Source organism: Gemmata algarum, assembly GCF_034097035.1.
In the GTDB taxonomy this organism is placed as follows: Bacteria; Planctomycetota; Planctomycetia; order Gemmatales; family Gemmataceae; genus Gemmata; species Gemmata algarum.
Genome location: NZ_JAXBLV010000199.1, coordinates 1 through 23,406, shown reverse-complemented (window position 1 = coordinate 23,406; position 23,406 = coordinate 1). Strand labels below are relative to the sequence as shown.

Genomic DNA, 23,406 nt, shown 5'->3' with positions numbered 1-23,406 from the left:
CCTTTCGCTCCGAGGGGTCACATTTCGGCTAGCGCACCTTCGCGCGGAACTTCACGGTGCCGCTCTGGCCCGGCAGCAGCGTGCCCGGCAGCTCCCACCGCACCACCACCGAGCCGGCGTCGTTGTCCGAGGCCGCGAAGTTCGACGGCCGGTCCGACTGCGCCGAGCCCGCCACGTACTCCAGCCGCGGGCTCAGGCTGTCGCTGACGACCACGTCGTCGATCGCCTTCGCGCCGGTGTTCGCGTACTTGATCGTGATCGTCACGAACTCGCCCGGCTCCTTCGGCCCCGGCGGGTCCACGCTCTTGGTCACGGTGAGCGGGGCGAGGAACGGGAACGCGGTCAGTTGCTCCGGCTCCACCACCACGCCGACCACCTGCACGTTCTCCACCTTCGCGAACGCCGCCGGGCGGCTGGTCCCGATGAAGAACGCCGTGCCCACCTTGCCCACGAACGCCGACGGCTGCACCCGGCCCTCGAACCCGGCCGGCTTGGTCAGCGCGACCTCGAGCATCGGCGTTTGGCGCTCGCGCAACAGGCCGGTCCCCTGGGCGGCGGTGTGGGCCACCAGCTTGTGCTGCTGGTCGAACCCGCTCGGCAGCACCTCGGAGCGGCGGATCATGAACCGCGGCGAGCAGATGCACACCACGTTCGAGGTCGTGACCTTGCGCCGCCCGCCGATCGTGTACTCGACGCCGACGTCCGTCGCGTTCAGCCCGGCGATGCGCCCGGCCGGGCCGATCCCCAGCGGGTCGCCCTTGTCGCCGCCGTCAACGAAGCACTCTTCCTTCGGCCCCTTCGGCCCCAGCAGCGGGTCGAACATCGGGTGGGCGTAGTACGGGAACACCGGCGGCGCGACCGGGGCGCGCAGGTACTTCTCGCCCGGGAGCAGCACCGTGCCATCGACCGCGTAGGGCTTGAGCTGGTCCGCGGTGGGCTTCAGGTTCCCCAGGCGCACGACCGCCATCAGCCGCCCGTTCTCGGTCGCGGCCTTGACCGCCGCGGCGTCGGTCGGGTCCGGCATCTCGACCGGGTTGTTCGGGCTCACTTCCGTCGGCAGCGCCTTCTCGGGGTCTTCGAGGTAGACCACTTTCGTGATCACCGCGCCCTTGATTACGCGCTCGATATCGGTCTGCGAGAAGGCGATCGGGAGCGGGTAGTCCATGTACTTCATGCCGGGGCGCGGCACGAGGGTCCCGCGGATCTCTACCTCCGGGTACAGCGTCTTCCCGGGCAGGTACGGCAGGTTCGAGAGCTCGAACCGGTACGCGTAGCCGGGGCGCAGCCCCATGACCGCGGGGGCATTATAAATGCGGCTGAGCGGCGTGCCCGGGAACGCGGTGACGCGCACGTCCTTCGGCACGAGGAACTTGACGGCCGCCAGCGGGGCGATGACGGGCGCGCCCGTGCCCGGTTCGAGCGGCCCCACCATACGAGGGGCGCCCAGGGGACCGGCGGGCGGCACGCCGACGCCGGCGATCCCGCCGACCGGACCCTGCGACGGCACCGGCACCGGCTGGGCGGTCAGCCCCTGACCGACCGCCAGCGCACCGACCAGCGTGAGCGCCTTGCCCTTCATGGCTACCTTCCGTGGATGTTCCGTGTCGTCGGCACGGGGCCCGCGCCCCGCACTACGGAAGCCGGCCCCTCGGGGCGGAAGGACAAGCGAAAAGGCAAAAGTGCAAAGGTAAAAGGGAGCACCTCTTTTACCTTTTGCCTTCGCGCCTTTACCTTGCGTCCCGCCCCGGAGGGGCCGGCGCGTTTGGCACGGGGCCTCGTGCCCCGTGCGGGATCAAGCGGTCGTTACTTCACCGGCGGCTTCGCCCCGGGGCCGACCGGGGCCGCCGGCAGCGCGGGCAGATCGACCGGGGCCGCGATGCTCGCCCCGGAGGCCGGCGGCAGCGGCGCCAGCGGCAGGTCCACCGGGGCCGTCGGCAGGTCGGGCAGGGCCGCCGGCGGGCGGACGCTCGCGGCGCCCGGGGGCATGTCCGACTTCTTCGGCAGGGCCGGCGCGTCGGACTTCTTCGGCAGGGCGGGAGCGCCCGGGCCACCCGGCACGACCGGCACCGCGCCCGGCGGGATCGCGCCCGGGGGCACCACGCCGCCGCCCGGCACGGCGGTCATCGACGGGGACACGCGGTTCTCCAGGTCGATGTTACCCATCCGCACGATCGCCAGGATGGTGCCCATCCGCTGCGCCTCGGCCACCGGGTCGGCGCCCGGCTCGAGCTTGGTCGAGACCACTTCTTCGGCGTTCAGCACCGTGTTGAACGTCTGGTTGATCGGGTCCGGCAGGTACACCACCTTCACCACCAGGTTCCCGGCCTTCGCCTGGGCGAAGTCCTCGGCGGTGAACGTGAGCGGCACCGACGAGTGGCTCAGGAACACGAGGCTCTTCGGGTTCGCCGGCGCGATCTCGAGCGTCGGGTAGAACGACTTGCCCGGGAAGTCCGGGAGGATGCTGGTGAGCCGCAGCCGGTACACCGAGCCCTGAAGGAAGTTGTACTCCTTCGGGGCGGTCAGCGCGGTGGCCTCGTCGTTGAACGTGCCGTCCGGCAGTTGCCACGTCACCTTCATGCCGGCCGGGCCGGTGAAGTTGATCGAGGTGCGCCCGTTCGGCAGCCCCTGACGGGCCGCGGCACCCGGCCCCATCGGGCCGACGTAGGCGACGGCGCCCGGAGGCCCCATCGTCGGCACCGGCACGATGCCCTTGTTGCTGTGCGGGCCGTACGGCCCCATCGCGCCGTACCCGTAGCTCGGGCCGGAGTCGCGGATCACGTTTCCGCCCACGCCCGGCACCGCGCAGTTGGTGCAGCCCTCGGCCGTGGTCACGACGTTCGGGCCGTCGCCCGACACCGGGCGGACGTACCCGTTGCTGCCGACCAGCGTGGTCGCGCCGGCCGGGCGCACGCCGCCCGGGGTGGCGCCGCGCATGGCCACCACCGGCTCGCCGCCCGGCCCCTGTACCCCGGGCACTTCCTTCGGGCGGGTGACCGTCCCGAACCCGCCCGGCCGTTGCGGCTGCTTGTTGGCCTGCGACTCGGGGCTCACGCACCCGCCGCCGAAGCCGGCCAGAAGCACTAGTGTGGTCGCGGTACGCTTCATGTTTCCCCCCGAAAGCCCAGCGACTCGATCCTGTTCAGAAAAATCTTCGGCAAGGGCGCAACGCGAACTTTGATTAAACCCAGATTGTGCGGTGCAGACGTGAAAACCGGAGCGACCGGAGCGGTGAAGGTGGGGACTCTGCGAAAGCGCGGGAGGTGAGAGGGGGGCAAAAAGAAGAAGCGGGCGGAACTCGCAACGGCGGGAGTAGACCGTTGGGTTCCGCCCGCTTCTCGCGTTCCTCCTGTGTTACGAGGACGTGCGGAGCGGATTGTGGGGGATCGAGCAGGAGCATCAGGCAACCAGAGCGCGGTCGGCGGTCCCGGGCTTGGGTTGGACCGGGGCGCGGTCGGCGGTCATCTCTTCCTTCACGCGGCGGGTCAGTTTGAGGACGTAGGCCAGATCGCGGAGCAGCGTTTCGGCCTCGGCGGTTTGGGCGGTCGCGGCGGTGCGGGTGACGGTGGTGTTCGGGGTCATCTTTATGCTTCCTTGCGGTTGAGTTTCGTTCGATGAGAGGTTTAAAAGCAGACCGCGTGCCACTCGCGGCGCTTTTCCGGCATCAAGTCACGAAACGCTAGGATTTCAAGCCTTTTGAGGCTTCGAGATTTGAGCGGCACGCATCACCGTCACCTGCGCGACCGTTGTAACCGTTTCGACTTAACAGAAAGTCTACATTCGCACGGGGAGGGAATTACAACCGGCTGTGAAGGTGGAAAAGTGCCGCGAACTGGGCGCTAGAAGCTTTTACATCGCAAGGACGGGGCTGAAAAAATGCTCGTTGCGGGGCGGAACACCGAGCCCGCAATCCGGCTCCAGATGCGTCTCATACACGTATCCGGTGATGCTCTCTTAACGAGCCGCGACCGCCCGGGAGCGGGATACGTGGCACTGCTCCCGGGCGGTCGCGGCTCGTTATAGAGAGCATCACCGCAGACGGACCCGGGTATGAGAGCGGGCGGGTCGTCGCGGCTTCGTTGCACCCGTGCGGGCCGCACGCTTCTGAAGACAGTTTTTGACAGGATCGACAGGATGAACAGGATGAAGACAAGTCGATCGTAAATCCTGTTCATCCTGTCGATCCTGTCAAAATCGTCTTGTTCCCCCTACCGCGATTTCGTGCCCTGTTCTCGGGCGGTCGCGGCTCGTCAACACAAGCGACACCGTAGACGGGTTCGTGGATCAGCTTGCGCGGAAAAAGAAGAAAGTCACGGCACGCCGTGACTTTCAAATCCGATGAGCGTGGGACGTGCCGACAAGGCGCGGGGCCGATTACCGGTTCGCGGCGATTTCGAGCATCGGACCGCTATCGGCGGCCTGCTTGAGAACCTTCTGCGCGTCCCGTTCGCTCAGAGGCCCTTCTTTGGTCATCGTGTAGAGCGACTGCCCGACGGTCCAGCGGTAGAGCTTCGGCGCGCTGGCCACAATGCCGGCCCCGGACGCCATGTTCCCGCCCATTGCCGCCACCGGGTTCGCCGGCCCCTGCTTCGGAGCCGGGCCGCCGCGCGGCCCGCCCGGCCCCCGCGGTCGCGGGGCCTCGGCCTTCGGCGCGTCACCGTTCGGCTTGAGGTCTTCGAGGATCAAGCCCTCGCCGTCCACCCCGACCACCTTGAAGGTGCGTTTGGTTCCGCTGCTGTCGTCTGAGATCAGCAGCACCCCGCTCTTGTCCACCTCGTCTTCCTTCTTCTTGTCCTTGATGTAGTAGAACTTGGAGACGGTCACCTTCTTGCCCTCGATCTCGATCTCGTACCGCTGCCGGTTGGCCCCGTCGCGGATCGCGGCGGACGCGGTGCCGTCCTCGTGACGGATCGTGAGCATGGTCAGGATGATCGCGTGGGACACGTCTTCCTTGATTACCGTCTTGGTTTCCTCGGCTTCTTCCGGCTCCACCTTCACCCGGAACGTGGCTCGCGCCTCTTTGCCCTCGGCGGATTTGGCGATCACCTCGACCTTCGCCGTCCCCTCACCCGCGGAGGTCTTGGGCAGCTCGAACGTCGGCCCCCGCCCCTTGATCTCGCCTTCGGGCAACGGCTGGCCGGACACGTTCGACACGATCATCCGGTACGTGGCGCCCGCCGCCCCTTCGCCCTTCGACGCCAGTTTCACCGTCGCGGCTCGGGTGTCGTTCTGCTTGATGATCACGTCCTTGACCGGCTCCAGCGAGAACGGCGGCGGCGGCGGGAGCGGGCCGTTGAACGGGTCCTTGAGCACGATCAGGCTGTAGTCGCGGGGCTTGGTGGCGAGCACAGGCTGGGACGGCCGGGCCGACGCCCCGCGCCCGAGTTTGCTGCTGCTTTCCAGTGTCTGCATCAGCGTCCCGCCGCCGGCCGCGCCGAACGCGTTGGACACCGCGATCAGCGTGCGCCGGTACTGCGGCCCGTTCGTTGCCCCTTCCAGGATGATCGCTTCCGAGGTGAACTCGAGCGTCAGGTCGTTCCGCTTCACCGCCCCCTTCGTGTTCTCGTCTTCCTTCTTCAAGCTGAAGTGGGTGATCTGGTGCAGCAGGTCGAGATCGTAGTACGCCTTCAGCACATCGCGCACCACCCACATGTCGGCCTTCTTGATTACCACCGTGTACGCGAGCTTGGTGTACATCGGCTTACCCTTCGAGAACTCGGGTATGCCGCGGACGGTGTTGTCCGTTTTCTCCTTGACCGTCGCCTTGATCTCGCCCTTGGCTACGCCCGCCGCTTCGGCGGCGTGGATGGCCTGATCGACCAGCGACTCGAGCGCGACGAAGTACTCCTGTTTGGCGACCGTCTGATCGACCGGCAGGCTCTGGGCCTGCTGGATCTTGAGCAGTTTCAGCCGGGCCTCTTGCTGCTTGACCTTGTCCTCCAGGTCCGCGATTTCGCCCTGCAATTCGGTTTCGGCGGCCCGGTTCTTCACGATCGGGTCGAACACGAGGAAGTAGCCGCCGAGCAGGCCCACGGTCAGCGCCATGATGCCGATCAGCAGCAGTGCCAGCTTTTGGTCGCGCGGGGTCATCGGGGGTCGGCCTTCTTCGCGGTGGTTCGGGGCGTGTTCGTGTTCGATTTCGGGCGGCGCGGGCTAAGCACTTCCGGTCAGAAGTCGTTAGGTCAACAAGTCGTAAAGTCACGAGGCGTTGCCGCGGCTGAATTTGTGACGTTACGACCTTCGACGAGCGGACTTTTGACCGGAAGTCCTAAGAACCGGAACTGCTCGCGGGCGGGGGCAGCCCCCAACTCTTCTTCGGCGGGGTGAACACCGGCGCCCGGTCATACTTGTTCGGCTCGCGGTAGCTCACTTGGGTCTTCACGTTGAACCCCTGGGTGTGCCGGCCCAGGCCGGACCCGGTCAGCGCCCCGCCCCCGGTGGTGGTGGTGCCGGTGTAGTACTTGTTGACCGTTTGCCCCCGCACCGGGCGCGGGTTGTCGTGCTCGAACGCGGACACCAGATTGTTGACCGGCTGCGCCGCGACCGCGGCCACCCGCAGGTCCACGTTCGCCTGGATGGGCTGCTTGCCGTCCTTCGTGATCGCGCCGGGAGTGGCCTTGAACTCGACGACCCGCAGGCTGTCGTCGGCGGGCATCCGGTCCGCGAGGTCGTGCAGCTCGTCCAGGTACACCACCCGGCGCTTGGTCCAGGCGTCGACCGCGTCGGCCTGTTTCGCGCCGGTGGCCCCCTTCTCGAGCTGCTCCTTCAGCCGGTCCCGTTCCGCGGTGAGGGTCTCGACGGTACCGGCGGTCAGCGTCCGGAACACGATCCCGCCCCCGAGAGCGAGGCCGACCAGCAGCACGGCCGCGAGCCCGGCGAAGAGGAGCCGCCGCTTCCCGGGGTCGCCGCCGGCCCGCGGCTGGCGGGGCGCGGCGAAGTTGATCGGCAGGTCGTCGGCGTGGGCCTTGGCCGCGAGCAGCCCGACGGCGCCGGCGAACCGCCCGCGCAGGTGCTCCGGAACCTTCGGCACCGCCCCGGCGAGCGGGTCGTAGTCGTGAACCGGCACGCCCAGCGCGGTTTCGAGCCGCCCGGCCCAGCCCGGCCCGACCTCGGCGAGGTACACGGCCGTGACCGGGTGCCCCGGGTTCTGGCCCGCGTAGACGGTCAGGTTGCGCCGGAGCTGGGCCACGAGCATGGCCTCGCTGGCCATCACCGGCGCCGGGATCGCGAGCGTCAGCACCATCTCGCCGCCGCGGACCACCGTGAACTCGCCCCCGCCCGGCCCGAGCGTGAGCGCCGCGACGGTGTCGGACTTCTGCTCCGGGGCGGGCGCCGCGCCGAGGGCGAACGCCCGGCCCAGACCCGCGGCAACGGCGTACGGGCGCGGGGTGACCCCCGCCAGCTTCAGCCCGGCGGCGGCCGTCATCGCCTGGATCGCCTGGAACACCTCTTTGCGGACCATCACGGCCATCGCGCGCCGCTCGGCCGCCGGGTCGGCGCTCGCGCTCCGGAGCGGCACGTAGTCCAGGACCACGTCGTCCGGCGCCTCGGACATCTCCTTGACGGCCTGGAACCGGATGATCGCCGGCTCGTCGGCCGGCGGCACCGGCGGGTGCTTGAGTTCCTTGAGGATGACGCGGTCGCGGCCGACCGTCACGAGCACCGGCGCGGGCGGGCCGGCCGCCTTGAGCTTCGCGCGGAGCGCCTCGCCGAACGCCTTCGCGGTCTCGAGCGACAGCGGCGGCGGCGGGTCCTCGTCCGTGCTGGTCCAGGCGAGCGCGTGGAGCACCTTTGCGCCGCCGCGGGTGCTCCCGGACACGGCGTACACGCCGCCCGCTTCCAGATCGATCGCGATGAAGTTGGACACGTGGCGCCCGTCCGGGTGTTTGGCGTTGGGGTGTTGGGTGCTTGGCGCGGTGCGTTCGGTTCGCCGGACGCTCCGCACCAGCCCCGAAACACGTCATGGCTTCGTCGTCTTCGCGGGGTCGAACCCGCGCGGGTTCTCGAGGTCCGTGAGGTCGCGGACGAACAGGAACCGCGGGGCGCCCTGGTTCGTGTCGATCACCGCCTCCATCCGGGCCACCGGGCCGCCCTCCGTGAAGTACCCGACCGACTGCACCCGGTAGACCATCGTGCTGCCGGTGACGTACTTCTCGAAGGTCTTGAACGTCGCGGGCGGGATCCCGGCGGACGTGATCACCCAGGCGGCCGACGCGTACGCCGGGTCGCTCGGGAGCACGCTCGCCCGGGCCGAAACGATCGCGTCCGCGTAGGCGTCGGTCATGCCCGGGATCGCCATCAGGACCTCGCGCGGCGCGGTGTTCACGTTGATCCGCGGCACCATCTCCACCGCCTGTTTGGTGGTGGTGCGGTCCATCAGAGTCGCGAGCGCGTCCAGCTTGCTGGCGTCGCTCAGCGGCGAGTACGCGACCACGTCCGGGTCGGTGTCTTTCGCGTCCGCCGCGCGGGGCAGCTTGATGCTGGTGCCCACGAGGTCCAGCACCGACTTCACCCGGTTGCCGCCGGTAAACGTGTTCGCCATCTTCGTTGACACCGCCGCCTGCAACTCGTCGAGCGTCGCGGCCCGCGTGGCCCGCTGGGACGTGCTCCCAGTGCTGCTCCCGGCCTGAACCGTCACCGTCATCTGGGTCGAGCGGCCCGAGGTTGTACCGGACACGGTCGTCGTGGCGGTGCTGGCCGCCGTCACGGTGAACAGCTTCGACGCGAGCACGTAGGCGGTCAGCTCGTCGCCCAACTGCGGCCCCAGTTGCTGCTGGAGCGTCGTGAGGTTCTCGCCGTTGAGGTACGTCCGCACCTGCCCGTCGGAGGCGACGTTCAGCTCGCGCCCGTAGACGGTGAGGTAGTCGGCCCACCCGCGGTCGGTGCTGTCGTCCCCGTCGTCGTACACCCCGTTCCGGTTCCGGTCCCCGCCGTACAGCAGTTCCGGGGTGACCCCCTGAACCAGCAGCAGCTCGTCGAGCGAGTTGAGCGGCCCGTTTTTCGCCTTGTACGGGCTCGACAGCGAACCGTAGTCGGCGGATTCGGCCCCGCTGGCGCGTTTCGTGTCGTCGGCGTCCACCCAATCGACGATGGCGTCGGCGATCTCGGGCGTCATGTTGGGGATCTTCAGCAGCGCGTTGTAGAGCACCTCGCCGGTGGGGTCGAGCGCGATCATGCTGTTGATGTTGAGCTTGCCGCCCTCATCGATGACCCCGAACCGCTGCTCGACCCCGCCGTCGGCTGCGGCCACGCACCGGATGTCGAAGTACGCCGTCTTGCGCGTCGGGCCGCCGGCCGCCGCCGGCACCTCGACGCGCTCGAAAATGTCGGAGTTGTCGAACGGGTTGCTGTCCAGTTCGCTGGCGAACGTGGCCCGGTCCGACAGAACCGCGGCGGCGTAATGCAGCCCCGACAGCGCCGCGGCCTTCGCCTGGGCGTCGTCGCTGGCCCGGGCGCCGACCCGGTACTCGGCGGTCATCGCGTCGGTGAACCGGTACGCCATCAGCGCCAGCACTACCACTACGATGAGCACGGCGAAGATCACGTAACCGGGCCGTGCGTCGTGCCCGGTGCCCCGTGTGTGCAACTTCATCGCCCGCCTCCACCACGTCCGCCGCCCCCGCCCCCGCCGCCTCCACCAGTAGCTCCGCCGCGTCCTCCGCCGCCGGCACCACCGCCGCCACCGCCGCCACCGCCGCCACCGCCACGTCCGCCACCACCACCACCACCGCCCATTGCTCCTCCACCACCGCCGCCGCCCGTCCCGCCTCCACCACCGCCAGTAGCTCCGCCACGTCCGCCACCACCACCACCACCCATGCCGCCGCCGCCCATCCCACCTCCGCCACCGGCGGCTCCACCACGCCCGCCTCCGCCACCTCCGTTCCCGCCTCCACCACCGCCAGTAGCTCCACCGCGGCCACCACCACCGCCCATGCCGCCTCCAGCGGCCCCGCCACCGCCGCCGCCGCGACCACCGCCAGCGCCGCCAACGCCGCCAGCACCGCCAGCACCGCCACCCATGCCGCCAGCACCTCCGCCCATGCCGCCACCGCGCCCACCGCCGCCACCCATCGGGTTACCGGCAGCGCCTCCCGTCCCTGTGTTCCCGCCGGTCGCCGGCGTGGTGCCGGTGCCACCGTCCGTCGTACCGGTCGTGCCGTTGTCGGTGGTGCCGGTTGCACCGTCCGTCGGCGCCTCGACCAGCGGCACCGTGTATGTGCCGGGGGCGGCCCGCACCGGGATCACTTGCGACAACTGTTTTTCAATGGACTCCGTCCGGCTCGTCGGCACTTTCAGCGTGAGCGTCACCCGGACCGCGCGGGGCGGCCCCAGCGGGGTGACCCCGTCCGGCCCGGGCGCGGTGCCGTCCCACTCGGTCGCCCAGGTCGAGCCGTCGGTGTACTCGAACGACACGTCCACAACCTCTTCGGCGAGCAGAACGGCGTCGGACGCGGACGGGTCCGGATCGACCGAGTCGCGCACGCCGTCGGCCGTGATCCACGGGCGCTCCTGGCGGTACAACCCGCCGCCCGGCCCGATCCAGTAAATCACCTGCCGCTGGTCGGCCCGGACCTGTGTGCCGGGGTTCCCGAACCGGGTAAACGTTTCCGGGGTCCGGCCGGTGAACACCGTCAACTGTTTCTCGGTGCCGGAGATGCCCCCTTGGAACGAGTAGTCCGCGGCGACCGCTGTAGCAGTATCGGTCGTGCTGGGCGTCGAGGCGTCGGTTCCGGTGTCGCTCGCCCCGGAGGTTCCGCCCCCGGAGGCCGCACCCGTTGCCGAAGCCGCAGTACCGGTCGCACCGGTGCCGCCTGCGGCGACCGCACTACTGGTCCCGCCGGTGGCACCAGAACTGCCGGTGCTCCCCGAACTTCCCGACGCCGTCAGCACCGCGCCGCCACCGGCGGCCGAGTTCCCCCCCGACTTGGGCGGGAGCGGCGCCATGGTGCCGCTCAGGTCCGCGGTGAACTTGTTGAACAGCCCCCGCGACAGGTCCTCCGATTCGACCGCGTTGCGCGACGCCTGGGTCTGCTGGAGGGTCATGTTGAGGGCCATGTACAGCCCGGCCATGAGCAGCGTGGCGATGGCCGCCGCGAGCAGCAGTTCCAGGAGTGTGAACCCGGCCCGGCCGGGGGTAGGTCTCCGCAGCCTCACGGGGTGGTCCCTCCGGTCGTGGTGGTGTCGGCGGGCTCGGGCTCCGCGGGGCGCTCGGCCTGGGCGGCGGACCCGGTCATGGTCGGGTCGAAGATCATCTGGGTGAGCACTAGCTCGAACGACTTGCCGTCGATGGTGCGGCTCACCTTGACCGTCACGGTGTACAGGTTCGGCGGCCCGGCCGCCTCCGGGGTGACGGTGTAGTTCCAGGCCGCGTCGTCGCCGTCGAACGCGCCGCTGGCCTCGCCGGTGAGCGCGACCACCCCGGCCTCCACCTCGGCCATTTTGCTCTGCGCGAGCCGGGAGCCGCGGGTGGACGCGCGGGCCGCGTTGCCGTGGTCCGTGCCGACGTCCACCAGCCGCCCGATGGCGATGATGGACAGCAGCAGGATCGCCAGCGCGAGGAGCACCTCGATCAGCGAGAGCCCCCGGCGTGGGCGCGGCCGGCGGGCGGAGCGGGTGATCATTTGACGGTCCCGTTCGGGTTCGGCACCACCCGCGACGAGCCGGTCAGCCCGCGCACCTGCACGTACAGCGGGGTCTTGTTCCCGTCCTTAAAAACGACCAGCGCCCCGTCCTCGCGACAGGAGCCGTCGGGCAGCACGGTGGCGACCGTGATCCAGCCGCTCTCGCCGCTGGCGGCGCCGCCGTCGAGCGTTTGCACCTCGGCGGTGACCCGCTCGAACTCGAGATCGACGCACGCGGCCGAGCCCGAGCCCGGCTCGCCGGCCGCGGAGCCGAAGTCGGGGCCGTCGGCCTCGCGCCGGAGCCGCCGCCCGTCCTCGCTGATCGCCACGCGGTACGGCTTGCTCTCGTCCCGCGCCCGCGCCCGCGCCTGGGCGAGTTCGGCCCGGACGGCGTCGGCCCCGGCCCGCTGCCGGGTGTCGCCCTCGAACACCCCGATCCCCGGCAGCACGACGGCCGCGAGCAGGAGCAGGAGCGCCAGCACGACGACCAGCTCGAACAGGGTGTAGCCGCGGCGCGGTCGGTGTCGTTTCACGGCTCGTACTCGGGATGGGGTTGAGGCGACGGCCCGCGGGCGGTCACTGGCTCACGCGGGACGCCTGGCCGGTGCCGTACTGGCTGATCGGCGTGTTGGTGCCGTCCTTCGCGTGGGTGAACACGAGCGTCGTGCTCGACCCGTCGCCCTGTTGGATCTCCTTGAACTGGTACTGCTGCCCCCACGGGTCCATCAGGTCCTCCTGGCCGTTCTTCAGGAAGCCGGTGCCGCCGAACGGCGGGTTGAGGAGCTGGCTCAGGTCGCTCGGCGCCTCCTGCATCGTGTTCGCCTGGTTCAGCTTGTACGAGTCGATGGCCTGCACGATCGCCTTGCAGGCGAGCTGGGCCTTGGTCTTCTTGGCGTCTTCCAGGTACCGCGTGGTGGCGACGGTGGCGACGCTCGCCAGGATGACGATGATCGCGACGACCACCAGCACTTCGAGCAGGGTGAACGCGGCGCGGCGGCCGGACTTACGGGCAGCGGTCGTAAGCAGCATGATCCATTCTCCTCCCGCGACTCGCGGGTTCTGGGGCGGGACGGTGTGGCCGACACTACAACATCAGTATAAGCTGCGGAGCAGTTAACCCGCCATGAGAACTGGCGCTTCGCAAGAGGCAAACGGAAAAGTAAAAAGGCGCAAAACACTCGGGCGCAGCGGCCCGCGGCGTGTTGCGCCTGTTACCGTCCGCACCGCTCACCCGACCGTGCTGCCCATCTTGAACACCGGCAGCAGCAGCCCGGCGACGATGACCAGCGTCATCCCGGCCATCACCAGCAGCATCAGCGGCTCGAGCAGCTTCACCATCAGCTCCAGGCTGCGCGAGGTGCGCTTCTCCAGCCCCTCGGCGATCTGCACCAGCACCGTTTCCAGGGTGTTGGCCTCTTCCGCGATGGCGATCATCTCGACCACGTCGTAGGGGAAGTACCCGGACTTGCGGAGCGGGTCGGCGAGCTTCTGGCCGGCGGTCACGTTCTCCGCGGACTTCTCGATCGCCAGCGACAGCACCCGGTTGCCGGTCGAGTCCTTGGCGATCGTGAGCGCCTTCAAGATCGGGATGCCGTTGTGCAGCATGGTCCCGAGGATGCGGCAGAAGCGGGACAGCGCGAGGCTCCGGAACACCGGCCCGAACAGCGGGAGCCGGAGCCGCATCTTGTCCGCCCACGTGCGCCCGCCGCGGCGGGTCCAGACGAAGAACCCGATCACCGCCGCGAAGGCCAGCACCGCGGACACGACGCCCTCCGCCGACTGGAGGAAGTGGCTCAGCGCGATCAGGCCCACCGTCACCGACGGCAGCTCGCCCTTCTCCTTGAGCTTCTCGAACACCTTCTCGAACTTGGGCACGAAGAAGATCACCAGCACGTTCAGCACGAGGAACCCGGCGACCGCGAGGAACACCGGGTACGCGAGCGACCCGACCACCTTGGACTTCATGTCCTCCTGGTTCTCGACGAACGCGGCGATGCGCTTGAGCACGTCCTCGAGGAACCCGCCCTCCTGGCCGGCGCGGACCATGCTGACGGCCAGCTCGTCGAACACCTTGGGGTGCGCGGCCATCGACTGCGCCAGCCCGGTGCCGTCGGCCACCCGGGCGCGCACGTCGCGCAGCACGGACTTGAGGGTCTTGTTGGAGCTCTGCCGCTCCAGCAGCTCCAGCGACCGGAGTAGCGGCACGCCGGAGTGCAGCAGGTCGGCGAGTTGGGCGTACATGGTCGCCACCTGGCGCCCGCTGACCCCCGCGAAGAACCCGCCGGCGCTGGCCGCCTGGTTCTTCGCGAGGCTGATCTTGAGCGGGAACAGCCCGCGGCCGTCGAGGATCAGCGCCGCCTCGCGCTCGCTGTTGGCGGTGAGCGTCCCGGTGGACTTGGCCCCGGTCCGGGCGAGCGCTTCGTAGGTGAAGTCAGGCATAGCGCGAATTCGGAATGCGGAGTTCGGAGTGCGGAACGAAAACAAAGTCCCAAGCCGCGTACAGGCTGATTGCGAAACGCGAAACTCGGCGCGTGTTCTCACTCCGAATTCCGAACTCCGCGTTCCGAATTATGAGATGTCGCCCGCGGTGGTGCGGGTCACCTCGTCGACGGTGGTGGTGCCGTTGAGCACCTTGCGCCACCCGTCCTGGCGGAGCGTGATCATCCCGGCCTTGAGCGCCTCCAGGCGGATGACGCTCGAGTTCACCCGCTGGACCACCAGCTCCTTCATCACGTCGTTGTTGATCATCAGCTCGTGGATGCCGGTCCGGCCGCGGTACCCGCCCTGGCGGCACGCGCGGCACCCCATCCCCTTCCACAGCTTCCCGTCGGCCACCGGGCCGGTGTTCATCATCTCCACCAGGCCCTGCTGGATCGCGATGTCCGGGGCCGGCTGCGGGGCGCCCTTGCGGCCGGGGAAGTCCAGCGGCAGCTCGTCCGGGTCGGGCACGTAGGTGGTCTTGCAGTCCGGGCAGATGGTCCGCACCAGCCGCTGGGCCATCACCCCTTCCACGGTGGAGGACACGAGGAACGGCTCGACGCCCATGTCGATCATGCGGGTGAACGCGCTGGGCGCGTCGTTGGTGTGCAGCGTGCTGAACACCATGTGGCCGGTGAGCGACGCCTGGATCGCCATCTCGGCGGTCTCCTTGTCGCGGATCTCGCCCACCAGGATCACGTCCGGGTCGTGCCGCAGGATCGAGCGCAGCGCGTGGCTGAACGTGAGCCCGATCTTCGCGTGCGTCTGGATCTGGGAGATGCCTTCCTGGTTGTACTCGACGGGGTCCTCGACCGTGATGATCTTGGTGACCTCGTCCTTGATCTCGTTGAGCGCGGAGTAGAGGGTCGTGGACTTCCCGGACCCGGTGGGGCCGGTGACGAGCACGATCCCGTGGGGCCGGTCGATGACCTGCTTGAACTTCCCGTAGATGTCCGGCAGCATCCCGCAGGTCTTGAGGCTGAACGACATGCGGCCCTTGTCGAGCAGCCGCATGACGATCCCCTCGCCGTGGATCATCGGGATGATGGACACGCGGACGTCGATCTCGCGGCCCTGCACCTTCATCTTGATGCGGCCGTCCTGCGGGAGCCGCTTCTCGGCGATGTTGAGCCGCGCCATGATCTTCAGGCGGCTCACGATCGCCAGGGCGAACCGGTTGATCTCCGGCGGCAGGTTCTGGTTCTGGAGCAGCCCGTCGATCCGGTACCGGATGCGGATCCCCTTCTCTTCCGTCTCGACGTGGATGTCGGAGGCGCGCTCGTTGGCGGCCTCCACGAGGATCTGGTTCACGAGCTTGACGACCGACGCCTCCTGGGCGGCCTTCGCCATCTCGGAGTCGTCCGTCTCGAGCGCCTCGAGCAGCTCGACGTCGTCCTGGTTCTTGGCCTCCTCGGCGAGCGCCGCGACGGTGTCGCCGCCGACCCCGAAGTACTGCTTGATGAGCCGGGAGATCTCGCGGGCCGGCGCCAGCACCGGCATCACGTGGAGCCCGGTGAGCGTTTGCAGCTCGTCGAGCGCGTACACGTCGAACGGGTCGCTGGTGGCGACGACCAGGGTGCCGTTGTGCCGCGCGACCGGCATCAGGTTCTTGCGGTGGACCAGCTTCTGCGGCATGGCCGCGAGCACGTCCTTTTCGATCTTCGCGTGGGACAGGTCCACCTGTTCGAGCCCGAACTCCTCGGCCAGAACCGGCAGGAGCGCGTCCTCGCGAACGAACCCCTTGTCGATCAGGATCTGGTGGGGCGGGTAGTCGGGACTGGCTTTGATCGCTTCGCTGGCGCGGAACCGGTCGCCCTCGGGGAGGAGGCCGCGGTGAACGAGGGTCTGAAGTAGTTGCATATTAATACCTACCTCCGCCCACACGAATCCGTTGGCGGGTGGGAATCGTTACCTGTGGTGTGTCGGAGGTGTTTCGAGCGTAACCGATTTTACTCCGGAAGAAATGAGAACCCGCTGAATCTGGGTAAACCGTAAGGGCTTACGACCGGCACATCCGGGCGCGGATTCGCGCCAGCGCCCACGCGGCGGCTTCGCGGATCGTTTCTTCGGAATCGGCGAGCGCCTGCTCCAGCGCCGGAACGGCCCGCGAGTCGCCGATGTTACCTAAAACGACGGCGGCGTTCCGTAGGAGACCGGGCCGGCGGTTGCGAAACAGTGACGTTTTCTTGAAGCGCTTGCGAAACGCCTCGGCGTCGAGCCCGAGCAGTTCAATCGGGTCGAGCCAGGCCAGGTCCGGGTCGTGCGGGAGCGCAACGGTTCGCTCGCCCGCGTTCCGGTTCCAGGGGCACACGTCCTGGCACACGTCGCAGCCGTACAGCCAGTGCCCCATCGGCTCGCGCAGTTCGACCGGAATTTCCGACCGCAGCTCGACGGTTAAATAGCTGATGCACTTGCGCGCGTCGAGGACGTAGGGCTCGGTGAACGCGCCGGTCGGGCACGCCTCAAGGCACCGGGTACAGGTTCCGCAGTGCGAAGAGGTAGCAGGCGGGTCGGGTGCCAGTTCGAGGGTCGTGAGAACCGCGCCGAGGAAGAAGAAGCTTCCGCGGCGGGTGTTAATCAGCATCGTGTTCTTGCCGACCCACCCCAGCCCGGCGCGCCGGGCGAAGTCGCGTTCGAGAAGGGGGGCGGTGTCGGCGACCGCTTCGGTGCGCGATCCGGGCACCTGCTCTTCGAGCCACGCCGCGAGGGCGTTGAGCCGGTCCCAGATGTACCGGTGATAGTCCGGCCCGGCGGCGTAAGCCGCGACCCTTCCGAAATGCGGAGTGCGGAATTCGGAATGCGGAACAGCAGAAGGGGAATTCGTGCTGCTCGTTTCGGCTTTCTCTTGGGTTTCGTTTTCACTCCGAATTCCGAATTCCAAATTCCGCACTCCAGAATACTCGAGCCCCACCATCAACACGCTGCGCACGTCGTCCAGCACGCTCCGCGGGTGCTGCCGCTCCGCCCGCAGCTTGGGCAGGTAACTCATTTCGCCGGCGAACCCGCGGTCGAGCCACGCCGCGAATCGCCCGAAGCCGTCGGCGTCGGTCGCGGGGGCGATGCCCGACAATGCGAACCCCAGCCGCGCGGCCTCGGCCTTCAGACGTTCTTCGAGGTCACCCATAAGAACTGGTGGCGGAAGGGGCGCATGACCGTGGCTTCGTTTCAGCCCTCGTGTTCACGAAGACAGATTTTGACAGGATCGACAGGATAAACAGGATGAAGGCAGATCCAGTCGTTTCAACTTCGCGCCGCAGTTCTGCCCTGGAGTGTGGTCCGCTCACTCCGTGAGCGGTTGCTCCGCGGATCAGGTCCGCTCCGCGCGTCGCCGGCTTGGTCGTTGTGCGCAACGCACATCCGAGCCCCGGAGCGACCGCTCACGGAGTGAGCGGACCACACTGAGGCCCCCCGTACACGCATATGCGGACCGAAATTGAAATGACTGAGATCAATTTGAAATCCTGTTTATCCTGTCGATCCTGTCAAAATCTTCTGGGCCTTTCCATCTGAGCGACAGCGACCGAGCCCGCACATGCGCCGGTCACCCCAGCCCCATTTGGTGCAGTTCGGTGGCCCGCTGCTCGATCAGGTCGCGCATCGCCAGCTTCGCACGCCACTCCGCCGGGATGCCGTCGGCTCCGTAGTACGCGCCCGCGATCTGCCCGTACACGGCGCCCGTTGTGTCCGCGTCCTCGCCGAGGTTCACCACCTTCAGCGCGCCGTCGCGGAAGGTGTCGGTGCCGTGGAACGCCCACAGCGCCGCCTCAAGTGTATGGATCACGTACCCGCTGCCGCGGATCTGCGGCGGCTCCTTCGCCGCGAACGACCCGCCGGCGATCTGCGCGACCTTGCCCGTCAGCGGGCTGCGGAGGAAGTGCGCCAGCGCCGGCTCGTAGTTGTTGTTCAGGATCTGCGCCTTCGGCATCCCGCTAACGGCCGCGAGCAGCAAGCCCGCGAAGTACCGGCACGCCTCGACGCACTCGGCGGCAGCGTGCGTGGTGCGCGAACTCTCGCCAGCAAGGTGAGTCGCCTTCTCGGGGTCGCGGGCGAACGCCAGCGGGGCCGGCGCCAGCCGCATCAGCGACCCGTTCCCGGCCGCGGTCGGGCTGGGGTCGCCGCAAAACGGGTGCGGGTTCCGCTTGAACAGCGCCAGCGCGCCGCGGGTCGCGTTCCCGATGTCGAAGCACCGGCCCTTGACGCTCAGGTGCCCGTCAAGCCACCACCGGCAGTACGTTTCGAGCTGGTGAACCGGGTCGAAGTCCTGCCGCGTAACGAGGCTCTCCGCGAGGCACAGCGCCATCGAGGTGTCGTCGGTCCACTCGCCCGGTTTCAGGTTGAACGGGCCGCCGCCGACCATGTCGGTCAGCGGCTCGAACGAGCCGGGCTGCTCGAACTCCAGGGTGGTCCCGAGGGCGTCTCCGGCGGCCAGCCCGAGCAGGCAGCCGCGGTAGCGGTCGAGAGTTGTCATTGGGCGTTCTCCGGTTCGGAGGTCGATTCGCATCGGCCGCACAGGGCTCCCGCCCTGTGCTACGCTCGGCGACCCCTCCGGGGTGCAAGACCAAGGCAAAAGAGCAAAGTCAAAAAGGATGCAGCACTTTTGTCTTTGCACTTTCGCCTTTTAACTTGATCTCCGCCCCGGAGGGGCCGGCGGACGTAGCACAGGGCGGGCGCCCTGTGCGGCCGACGTGCATCAGTTTAACGGAACGAGCTTCCGTCCTGTCGCCCATTTCTTCTCGGCGGGCGCCTGACGCACCACCTCGTTGTACAGCGTGTCGCGCTCGACCGGCACGCGGCCCGCCTCCTCGATCAGCCGCCGCAACTCGCGGACCGTCAGCTCCTGGGGCGAATCGCTCCCGGCGGCGTGGTAGATCGTCTCGTGGACCACCGTGCCGTCGATGTCGTCCGCCCCGTAGCTCTGCGCCACCTGCGCCACCTTCACCGTCAGCATCTGCCAGTACGCCTTGATGTGCGGGAAGTTGTCCAGCATCAGCCGCGCCAGCGCCATCACCTTCAGGTCCATCAGCCCGCTGGGCTTCGGGATGTCCTTGCCGAGCGGGTTGTTCGTCGGGTGGAAGGCCAGCGGGATGAACGTCTGGAAGCCGCCCGTCACGTCCTGAAGTTCGCGCAGCCGGAGCATGTGGTCGAGGCGGTGCTCCGCGGTCTCGATGTGCCCGTAGAGCATCGTGGCGTTCGACTTCCCGCCCAGCTCGTGCCACTCGCGGTGGACCCGCAGCCACTGGTCCGCGTCGGCCTTGTAATCGCAGAGCTTCGAGCGCACCTCGGGGTGGAAGATCTCCGCCCCGCCGCCGGGGAGCGAGCCGAGCCCCGCCTCCTTCATCTCCGCGAGCAGTTCCTTCGTGGGGCGCTTCGTGATGCGCTCGAACCAGTCCCACTCCACCGCCGTCCACGCCTTCAGGTGCAGGTCCGGGAACTCGCGGTGGATGCTGCGGATGATGTTCAGGTACCACTCGTACGGCAGCAGGTGGTGCAGCCCGCCGACGATGTGCAGTTCGGTGGCCCCCTGGGCGCTCGCCTCGCGGGCGCGCTGGAGGATCTGCTCGTCGGTCATCACGAAGCCGGACGGCGACTTCAGGTCGGCCCGGAACGAGCAGAACGCGCACCGGTAGACGCACACGTTGGTCGGGTTCAGGTGCTGGTTCACGTTGTAGTACGTGACGTTGCCGTTCTTCTTCTCGCGGACGAAGTTGGCCAGCTCGCCGAGGGTGAACGGGTCCGCGCTCCGGTCGAGGAACAGCCCGTCGTCGAACGTGAGGCGCGTGCCCGAATGGACCTTGTCGCGAATGTCGGCGAGCCGGGCTGCGGTCGTGGTCATGTGCGCTCCGAGTTCCGGGTTCCACGTTCCGGGCGTCACAAGTCGAGACCCGGGCGGGGCCGGCGCCCGGTCGGAACCTGGAACCCAGAACCTGAAACGCTCCACGATGTTTTATCGCTCCCCGCGCTAACCGCAATCGGCGCCGGAGGGTTAACCCCTATCTCCGGCACGCGAGAAGCCCGGAACTCTGGGCGAACTGATTGAACCCGCCGGGTTATGGCGCAGAATCGGGTTGGTGCGCGCATTTCAACGCGAACAGGCATCACGGAGGCTCTCATGCGCAAGTTGCTACTGGCGGCGGTGCTCGCGGGCGGTGGGCTGGTGGGTGCGGCGGGCACTGCGGACGCGCAGTACCGCCACCACCGGCCCCACCAGCCGGTGGTCAGCTCGGTGACGTGGCCGTCGGCGAACCCGCCGGGCTGGTACACGAACACGTACAAGCACCAGTGGTTCTACCCGTGGTACGCGTACTACGACTTCAGCTCCGGCCCGTACGCGAACTGGGCCGCGGGCGGCGGGTACGCGGGGTACACGGACCACGGCCCGGCCGGGTACTACAACTACCCGCTCAGCGGGCACACGAGCGGCGACGTGGCGCCGGCCGCGCCGGCCGAACACAAGGACGCGCCGAAGGCCGACCCCGGGACGGCAGCGGCGGAGGTGGCGGTGACCCTGCCGGCCGACGCGAAGCTGCTGTTCAACGGCGCCTCGGCGCCCGGGACCGGGGCGGTCCGGACGTTCCGCACGCCGGAACTCCAGAAGGGCGTAAGCTACCGGTACGAGCTCACCGCGGAGGTGACCCGCGACGGCCGCACCGAGCGCGTCACCGAGACGGTGGTGGTGCGGGCGGGTGAAACCGCACAGGTGACCCTCGCGCCGACCGGCATCGCGACCGCCGGCGCGAAGTGACCCCGGCGCGGCGGTAACGGATCAGCGGCGTTCCCCGGTTCGCGCGAACGAACCGGGGGCGCGATGGGGATTTCAATGCGCTTGCTGTTCGTTAAAGACTCGCTCTCCTGGCCGCGGTCGAGCGGGCACGACGTTCACTGCTTCCACATGATGCAGGCGCTCACCCGCCTGGGCCACGAAGTCGGCCTCCTCACCGCCGCCGATCCACTTCCCGAAGCGGTCGCAGGGCTCCCGCTCAGCTTCCAGCGCACGTTCCCCAAGCGGGGCGAACCGGCGGACGGGCCAGTACCCAATTACCGCTGGCTCCAGCGCAAGTTCCAGGGCTACTGGGGCATCGACGAGAACCGCGTGCGGTGCGTCGGGCAGTCCGCGCTCGACATGGGCGCCGACGGCGTGGTCGTGGTGGGGCTGAACGTCCTTCCCTACCTGGGAGCGGTGAAGGGGAAGCTCCGGGTGTGGTACGCGGCCGACGAGTGGGCCTGGCACCACACCTCGCAGGTGCGGCTGTTCCAGCGCCATACGTGGGGCGAATTCAAGCAAGCCTTGGTCAAGGGACTTTACGAGCGTGCGTACCGCTCCATGCTGGACCGCGTGTGGGTGGTCACCAACGCTGACCGCCGCGCGATGCGGCTGGTCGCGGGCGTCCGCGGTATCGACGTGGTTCCCAACGGCGTGGACGCCGAGCACTTCAAGCCGCAAGACGTGCCGCAGCGCGAGCGGAGCTGCACCTTCTGGGGGCGGCTCGATTTCGGCCCCAACGTGCAGGCGCTCGAGTGGTTCTGCGGGAAGGTGTGGCCCCGGGTCCGCGCCGCCCACCCGGACGCAACGTTCACCGTCTACGGCTTCAGCCCCACCCCGGCGGTGCGGGCGCTCGTGGGTCGCGACGGCATCGAGCTGATTCCCGATTTGCCGGATCTGCGTCCCGCGGTGGCGTCGCATCAGGTCGTGGTGTTCCCGTTCGTGAGCGGCGGGGGCATCAAGAACAAGTTCCTCGAAGCCGCCGCGATGGGCAAGCCCATCGTCTGCTCGTCGGTCGCGCTGAACGGCCTCCGCAGCCCGTCCGAGAGCGGCACGCGACTCGCCAAATCGCCGGAAGACTGGGCCGGTGCGCTAAGCGAACTGTGGTCCGATGCCGGGACGCGCGTCGCGGCGGGCACGGCCGCCCGCGCGTGGGTGGTCCGGCACCACAGTTGGGACACCGCCGCCCGGACCGCGTCCGAAGGGCTGGAACAGTCGCTCGCCGCACGGAAGAAGTAAGCCGCCTGATTGCATCCGCGGTTCAGTTCGGTACGATGGGGCCACTTCGACCCGCCCCGCACCCACCGGACGGACCGCGCCATGTCAGCCACGCACCCCACCCGCCGCGACTTCTTCCGCACCACCGCCGCCGGAGCCGCCGGGTTGACCCTCGCAGCGAGCGCCTCGGGGGGCTCACGCCCCCCGCTCGCCATCGGAAAAGCGAAGTCGTGCATCTTCATCAACATGGTGGGCGGGCCGGCGCACCTCGACACCTTCGACCCCAAGCCGAACGCGCCTTCTGACGTGCGCGGGCCGTTCAGCCCGATTCAAACGAAGGTGCCGGGCCTGCACCTGAGCGAGCTCTTCCCGAAGCTCGCTCAGGTGAGCGATAAGTTCGCGCTGGTGCGGTCGATGTACCACGACGCCCCGCCGGTTCACGAGAGCGGGTTCCAGTTGCTGAACACCGGCCGACTGTTTCGCGACGGCCCCGAGTGGCCGAGCGTCGGTTGTGTGTGGAAGTTTCTCAACGGCGACACCGAGTTAATGCCTCTTGCGTCACGCCACTTCGTTTGTCCAGAACCACACGTCGAAACGGGCATCCGAGTCGGGCGCGGCTTTGGCCCCGGTTACCTCGGCGAACGTGTTCCGTTTCGTTACGTTGAGGTTGGCTGGACTGAACAATCTCTCACAAATAAGGGGCTCGCCCGGCGCTTCGACCTTAATCCCGGCTACGGGATGACTGCGTTCGGCCAAAACTGCGCCGGGTGTCCCGTATCCTTCACCAAATTCCCTCTAGGTCGGTTCATCACCATCAACCAGTTCCCCACCGTCTTCGATTCGCCGTCCTGGGACTGCCATGCGGACGGCGGCTCGCTTCGTACCACGCTCGCGGACGTGCGCGACATCGTTGCCCCGAGCTTCGACACCGCTGTCGCACGGCTTCTCACGGACCTCGAAGAGCGCGGCCTGCTCGAATCGACCCTCGTGGTTGCGACAGGTGAATTCGGGCGCACTCCGAAGCTGAACAGCAACGGCGGGCGCGACCACTGGGCCGGGTGCTGGACCGCGCTCGTCGCCGGCGGCGGGGTGAAGGGCGGTCAGGTGATCGGCGCCTCCGACGCCACCGGCAGCGAACCCGCGGAGCGGCCCGTTACGCCGCAGGAACTCGTCAGCACCGTCTTCCATGCGCTCGGCGTTCCCCACAACGCTACGATCCCCGGGCCGGACGGCACACCGGTGAACGTGTACCCGGGCACGCCGGTCGCGGAACTGTTCTGATCGCGAAAGAGCGCACCGCGTCGGGCGCACAGGGCTCCCGCCCATGTG

Annotated in this window: 18 protein-coding genes; 3 read left to right on the top strand and 15 right to left on the bottom strand. The window is 68.5% G+C overall.

Features of this window, described 5'->3' with window-relative positions; translation table 11 throughout:
• Positions 1–28 precede the first annotated feature (28 nt).
• The 15 genes from R5W23_RS21460 to mqnE all read right to left on the bottom strand — a co-directional run bounded on the left by R5W23_RS21460 (position 29) and on the right by mqnE (position 19,932).
• Positions 29–1,579, bottom strand: coding sequence for a hypothetical protein (locus R5W23_RS21460; protein WP_320688050.1), 1,551 nt, complete (start codon positions 1,577–1,579; stop codon positions 29–31).
• A 224-nt stretch (positions 1,580–1,803) separates the two neighbouring features.
• Positions 1,804–3,105 (bottom strand): hypothetical protein, encoded by a 1,302-nt coding sequence (locus R5W23_RS21455; RefSeq protein WP_320688049.1) that lies wholly within the window; start codon positions 3,103–3,105, stop codon positions 1,804–1,806.
• A gap of 291 nt (positions 3,106–3,396) precedes the next feature.
• Complete coding sequence (locus R5W23_RS21450) at positions 3,397–3,579, bottom strand: hypothetical protein (RefSeq protein WP_320688048.1); 183 nt, start codon at positions 3,577–3,579, stop codon at positions 3,397–3,399.
• Between the two features lie 792 nt (positions 3,580–4,371).
• Positions 4,372–6,087 (bottom strand): hypothetical protein, encoded by a 1,716-nt coding sequence (locus R5W23_RS21445; protein WP_320688047.1) that lies wholly within the window; start codon positions 6,085–6,087, stop codon positions 4,372–4,374.
• 178 nt (positions 6,088–6,265) lie between these two features.
• The gene (gene pilM, locus R5W23_RS21440) at positions 6,266–7,864 is read right to left on the bottom strand and encodes a type IV pilus biogenesis protein PilM (protein ID WP_320688046.1); all 1,599 of its coding nucleotides are present in this window, start codon (positions 7,862–7,864) and stop codon (positions 6,266–6,268) included.
• Positions 7,865–7,957: 93 nt separating this feature from the next.
• A complete protein-coding gene (locus R5W23_RS21435; protein ID WP_320688044.1) occupies positions 7,958–9,589 on the bottom strand; it encodes a type II secretion system protein GspK in 1,632 nt (543 codons plus the stop codon).
• A complete protein-coding gene (locus R5W23_RS21430) occupies positions 9,586–11,154 on the bottom strand; it encodes a type II secretion system protein GspJ (protein WP_320688043.1) in 1,569 nt (522 codons plus the stop codon). The genes R5W23_RS21435 and R5W23_RS21430 overlap by 4 nt, the downstream gene beginning before the upstream one ends.
• A complete protein-coding gene (locus R5W23_RS21425) occupies positions 11,151–11,621 on the bottom strand; it encodes a prepilin-type N-terminal cleavage/methylation domain-containing protein (RefSeq protein WP_320688042.1) in 471 nt (156 codons plus the stop codon). Before R5W23_RS21425 ends, R5W23_RS21430 begins: the two co-directional genes overlap by 4 nt.
• On the bottom strand, positions 11,618–12,154 hold the full coding sequence (locus R5W23_RS21420) for a prepilin-type N-terminal cleavage/methylation domain-containing protein (protein ID WP_320688041.1): 537 nt from the start codon (positions 12,152–12,154) through the stop codon (positions 11,618–11,620). The genes R5W23_RS21425 and R5W23_RS21420 overlap by 4 nt, the downstream gene beginning before the upstream one ends.
• 43 nt (positions 12,155–12,197) lie before the next feature.
• Positions 12,198–12,650 (bottom strand): type II secretion system protein GspG, encoded by a 453-nt coding sequence (locus R5W23_RS21415; RefSeq protein WP_261185316.1) that lies wholly within the window; start codon positions 12,648–12,650, stop codon positions 12,198–12,200.
• Between the two features lie 198 nt (positions 12,651–12,848).
• The gene (locus R5W23_RS21410) at positions 12,849–14,060 is read right to left on the bottom strand and encodes a type II secretion system F family protein (protein ID WP_320688040.1); all 1,212 of its coding nucleotides are present in this window, start codon (positions 14,058–14,060) and stop codon (positions 12,849–12,851) included.
• Between the two features lie 129 nt (positions 14,061–14,189).
• Positions 14,190–15,959, bottom strand: a complete 1,770-nt coding sequence (locus R5W23_RS21405) for a GspE/PulE family protein (RefSeq protein ID WP_320688039.1) — start codon at positions 15,957–15,959, stop codon at positions 14,190–14,192.
• A gap of 139 nt (positions 15,960–16,098) precedes the next feature.
• Positions 16,099–17,223, bottom strand: a complete 1,125-nt coding sequence (gene queG / locus R5W23_RS21400) for a tRNA epoxyqueuosine(34) reductase QueG (protein ID WP_320688038.1) — start codon at positions 17,221–17,223, stop codon at positions 16,099–16,101.
• Between the two features lie 417 nt (positions 17,224–17,640).
• Positions 17,641–18,567: an ADP-ribosylglycohydrolase family protein gene (locus tag R5W23_RS21395; RefSeq protein WP_320688037.1), complete on the bottom strand. Its 927-nt coding sequence runs from the start codon at positions 18,565–18,567 to the stop codon at positions 17,641–17,643.
• Between the two features lie 222 nt (positions 18,568–18,789).
• Positions 18,790–19,932: an aminofutalosine synthase MqnE gene (mqnE, locus tag R5W23_RS21390; RefSeq protein WP_320688036.1), complete on the bottom strand. Its 1,143-nt coding sequence runs from the start codon at positions 19,930–19,932 to the stop codon at positions 18,790–18,792.
• A gap of 276 nt (positions 19,933–20,208) precedes the next feature.
• Between mqnE and R5W23_RS21385 the strand changes: the two genes are divergently transcribed.
• From R5W23_RS21385 to R5W23_RS21375, 3 genes are all read left to right on the top strand, one after another.
• Positions 20,209–20,841: a TIGR03000 domain-containing protein gene (locus R5W23_RS21385; RefSeq protein WP_320688035.1), complete on the top strand. Its 633-nt coding sequence runs from the start codon at positions 20,209–20,211 to the stop codon at positions 20,839–20,841.
• A 75-nt stretch (positions 20,842–20,916) separates the two neighbouring features.
• The gene (locus tag R5W23_RS21380) at positions 20,917–22,098 is read left to right on the top strand and encodes a glycosyltransferase family 4 protein (protein ID WP_320688034.1); all 1,182 of its coding nucleotides are present in this window, start codon (positions 20,917–20,919) and stop codon (positions 22,096–22,098) included.
• Positions 22,099–22,179: 81 nt separating this feature from the next.
• The gene (locus R5W23_RS21375) at positions 22,180–23,358 is read left to right on the top strand and encodes a DUF1501 domain-containing protein (protein ID WP_320688033.1); all 1,179 of its coding nucleotides are present in this window, start codon (positions 22,180–22,182) and stop codon (positions 23,356–23,358) included.
• Positions 23,359–23,406: the final 48 nt, after the last annotated feature.

Excerpts from the sequence above, each read along its gene's own strand:
- R5W23_RS21460 (WP_320688050.1), bottom strand. The coding sequence starts at position 1,579 with ATGAAGGGCAAGGCGCTCACGCTGGTCGGTGCGCTGGCGGTCGGTCAG.
- R5W23_RS21455 (WP_320688049.1), bottom strand. The coding sequence starts at position 3,105 with ATGAAGCGTACCGCGACCACACTAGTGCTTCTGGCCGGCTTCGGCGGC.
- R5W23_RS21450 (WP_320688048.1), bottom strand. The coding sequence starts at position 3,579 with ATGACCCCGAACACCACCGTCACCCGCACCGCCGCGACCGCCCAAACC.
- R5W23_RS21445 (WP_320688047.1), bottom strand. The coding sequence starts at position 6,087 with ATGACCCCGCGCGACCAAAAGCTGGCACTGCTGCTGATCGGCATCATG.
- R5W23_RS21435 (WP_320688044.1), bottom strand. The coding sequence starts at position 9,589 with ATGAAGTTGCACACACGGGGCACCGGGCACGACGCACGGCCCGGTTAC.
- R5W23_RS21425 (WP_320688042.1), bottom strand. The coding sequence starts at position 11,621 with ATGATCACCCGCTCCGCCCGCCGGCCGCGCCCACGCCGGGGGCTCTCG.
- R5W23_RS21415 (WP_261185316.1), bottom strand. The coding sequence starts at position 12,650 with ATGCTGCTTACGACCGCTGCCCGTAAGTCCGGCCGCCGCGCCGCGTTC.
- R5W23_RS21410 (WP_320688040.1), bottom strand. The coding sequence starts at position 14,060 with ATGCCTGACTTCACCTACGAAGCGCTCGCCCGGACCGGGGCCAAGTCC.
- R5W23_RS21405 (WP_320688039.1), bottom strand. The coding sequence starts at position 15,959 with ATGCAACTACTTCAGACCCTCGTTCACCGCGGCCTCCTCCCCGAGGGC.
- queG (WP_320688038.1), bottom strand. The coding sequence starts at position 17,223 with ATGGGTGACCTCGAAGAACGTCTGAAGGCCGAGGCCGCGCGGCTGGGG.
- R5W23_RS21395 (WP_320688037.1), bottom strand. The coding sequence starts at position 18,567 with ATGACAACTCTCGACCGCTACCGCGGCTGCCTGCTCGGGCTGGCCGCC.
- mqnE (WP_320688036.1), bottom strand. The coding sequence starts at position 19,932 with ATGACCACGACCGCAGCCCGGCTCGCCGACATTCGCGACAAGGTCCAT.
- R5W23_RS21385 (WP_320688035.1), top strand. The coding sequence starts at position 20,209 with ATGCGCAAGTTGCTACTGGCGGCGGTGCTCGCGGGCGGTGGGCTGGTG.
- R5W23_RS21380 (WP_320688034.1), top strand. The coding sequence starts at position 20,917 with ATGCGCTTGCTGTTCGTTAAAGACTCGCTCTCCTGGCCGCGGTCGAGC.
- R5W23_RS21375 (WP_320688033.1), top strand. The coding sequence starts at position 22,180 with ATGTCAGCCACGCACCCCACCCGCCGCGACTTCTTCCGCACCACCGCC.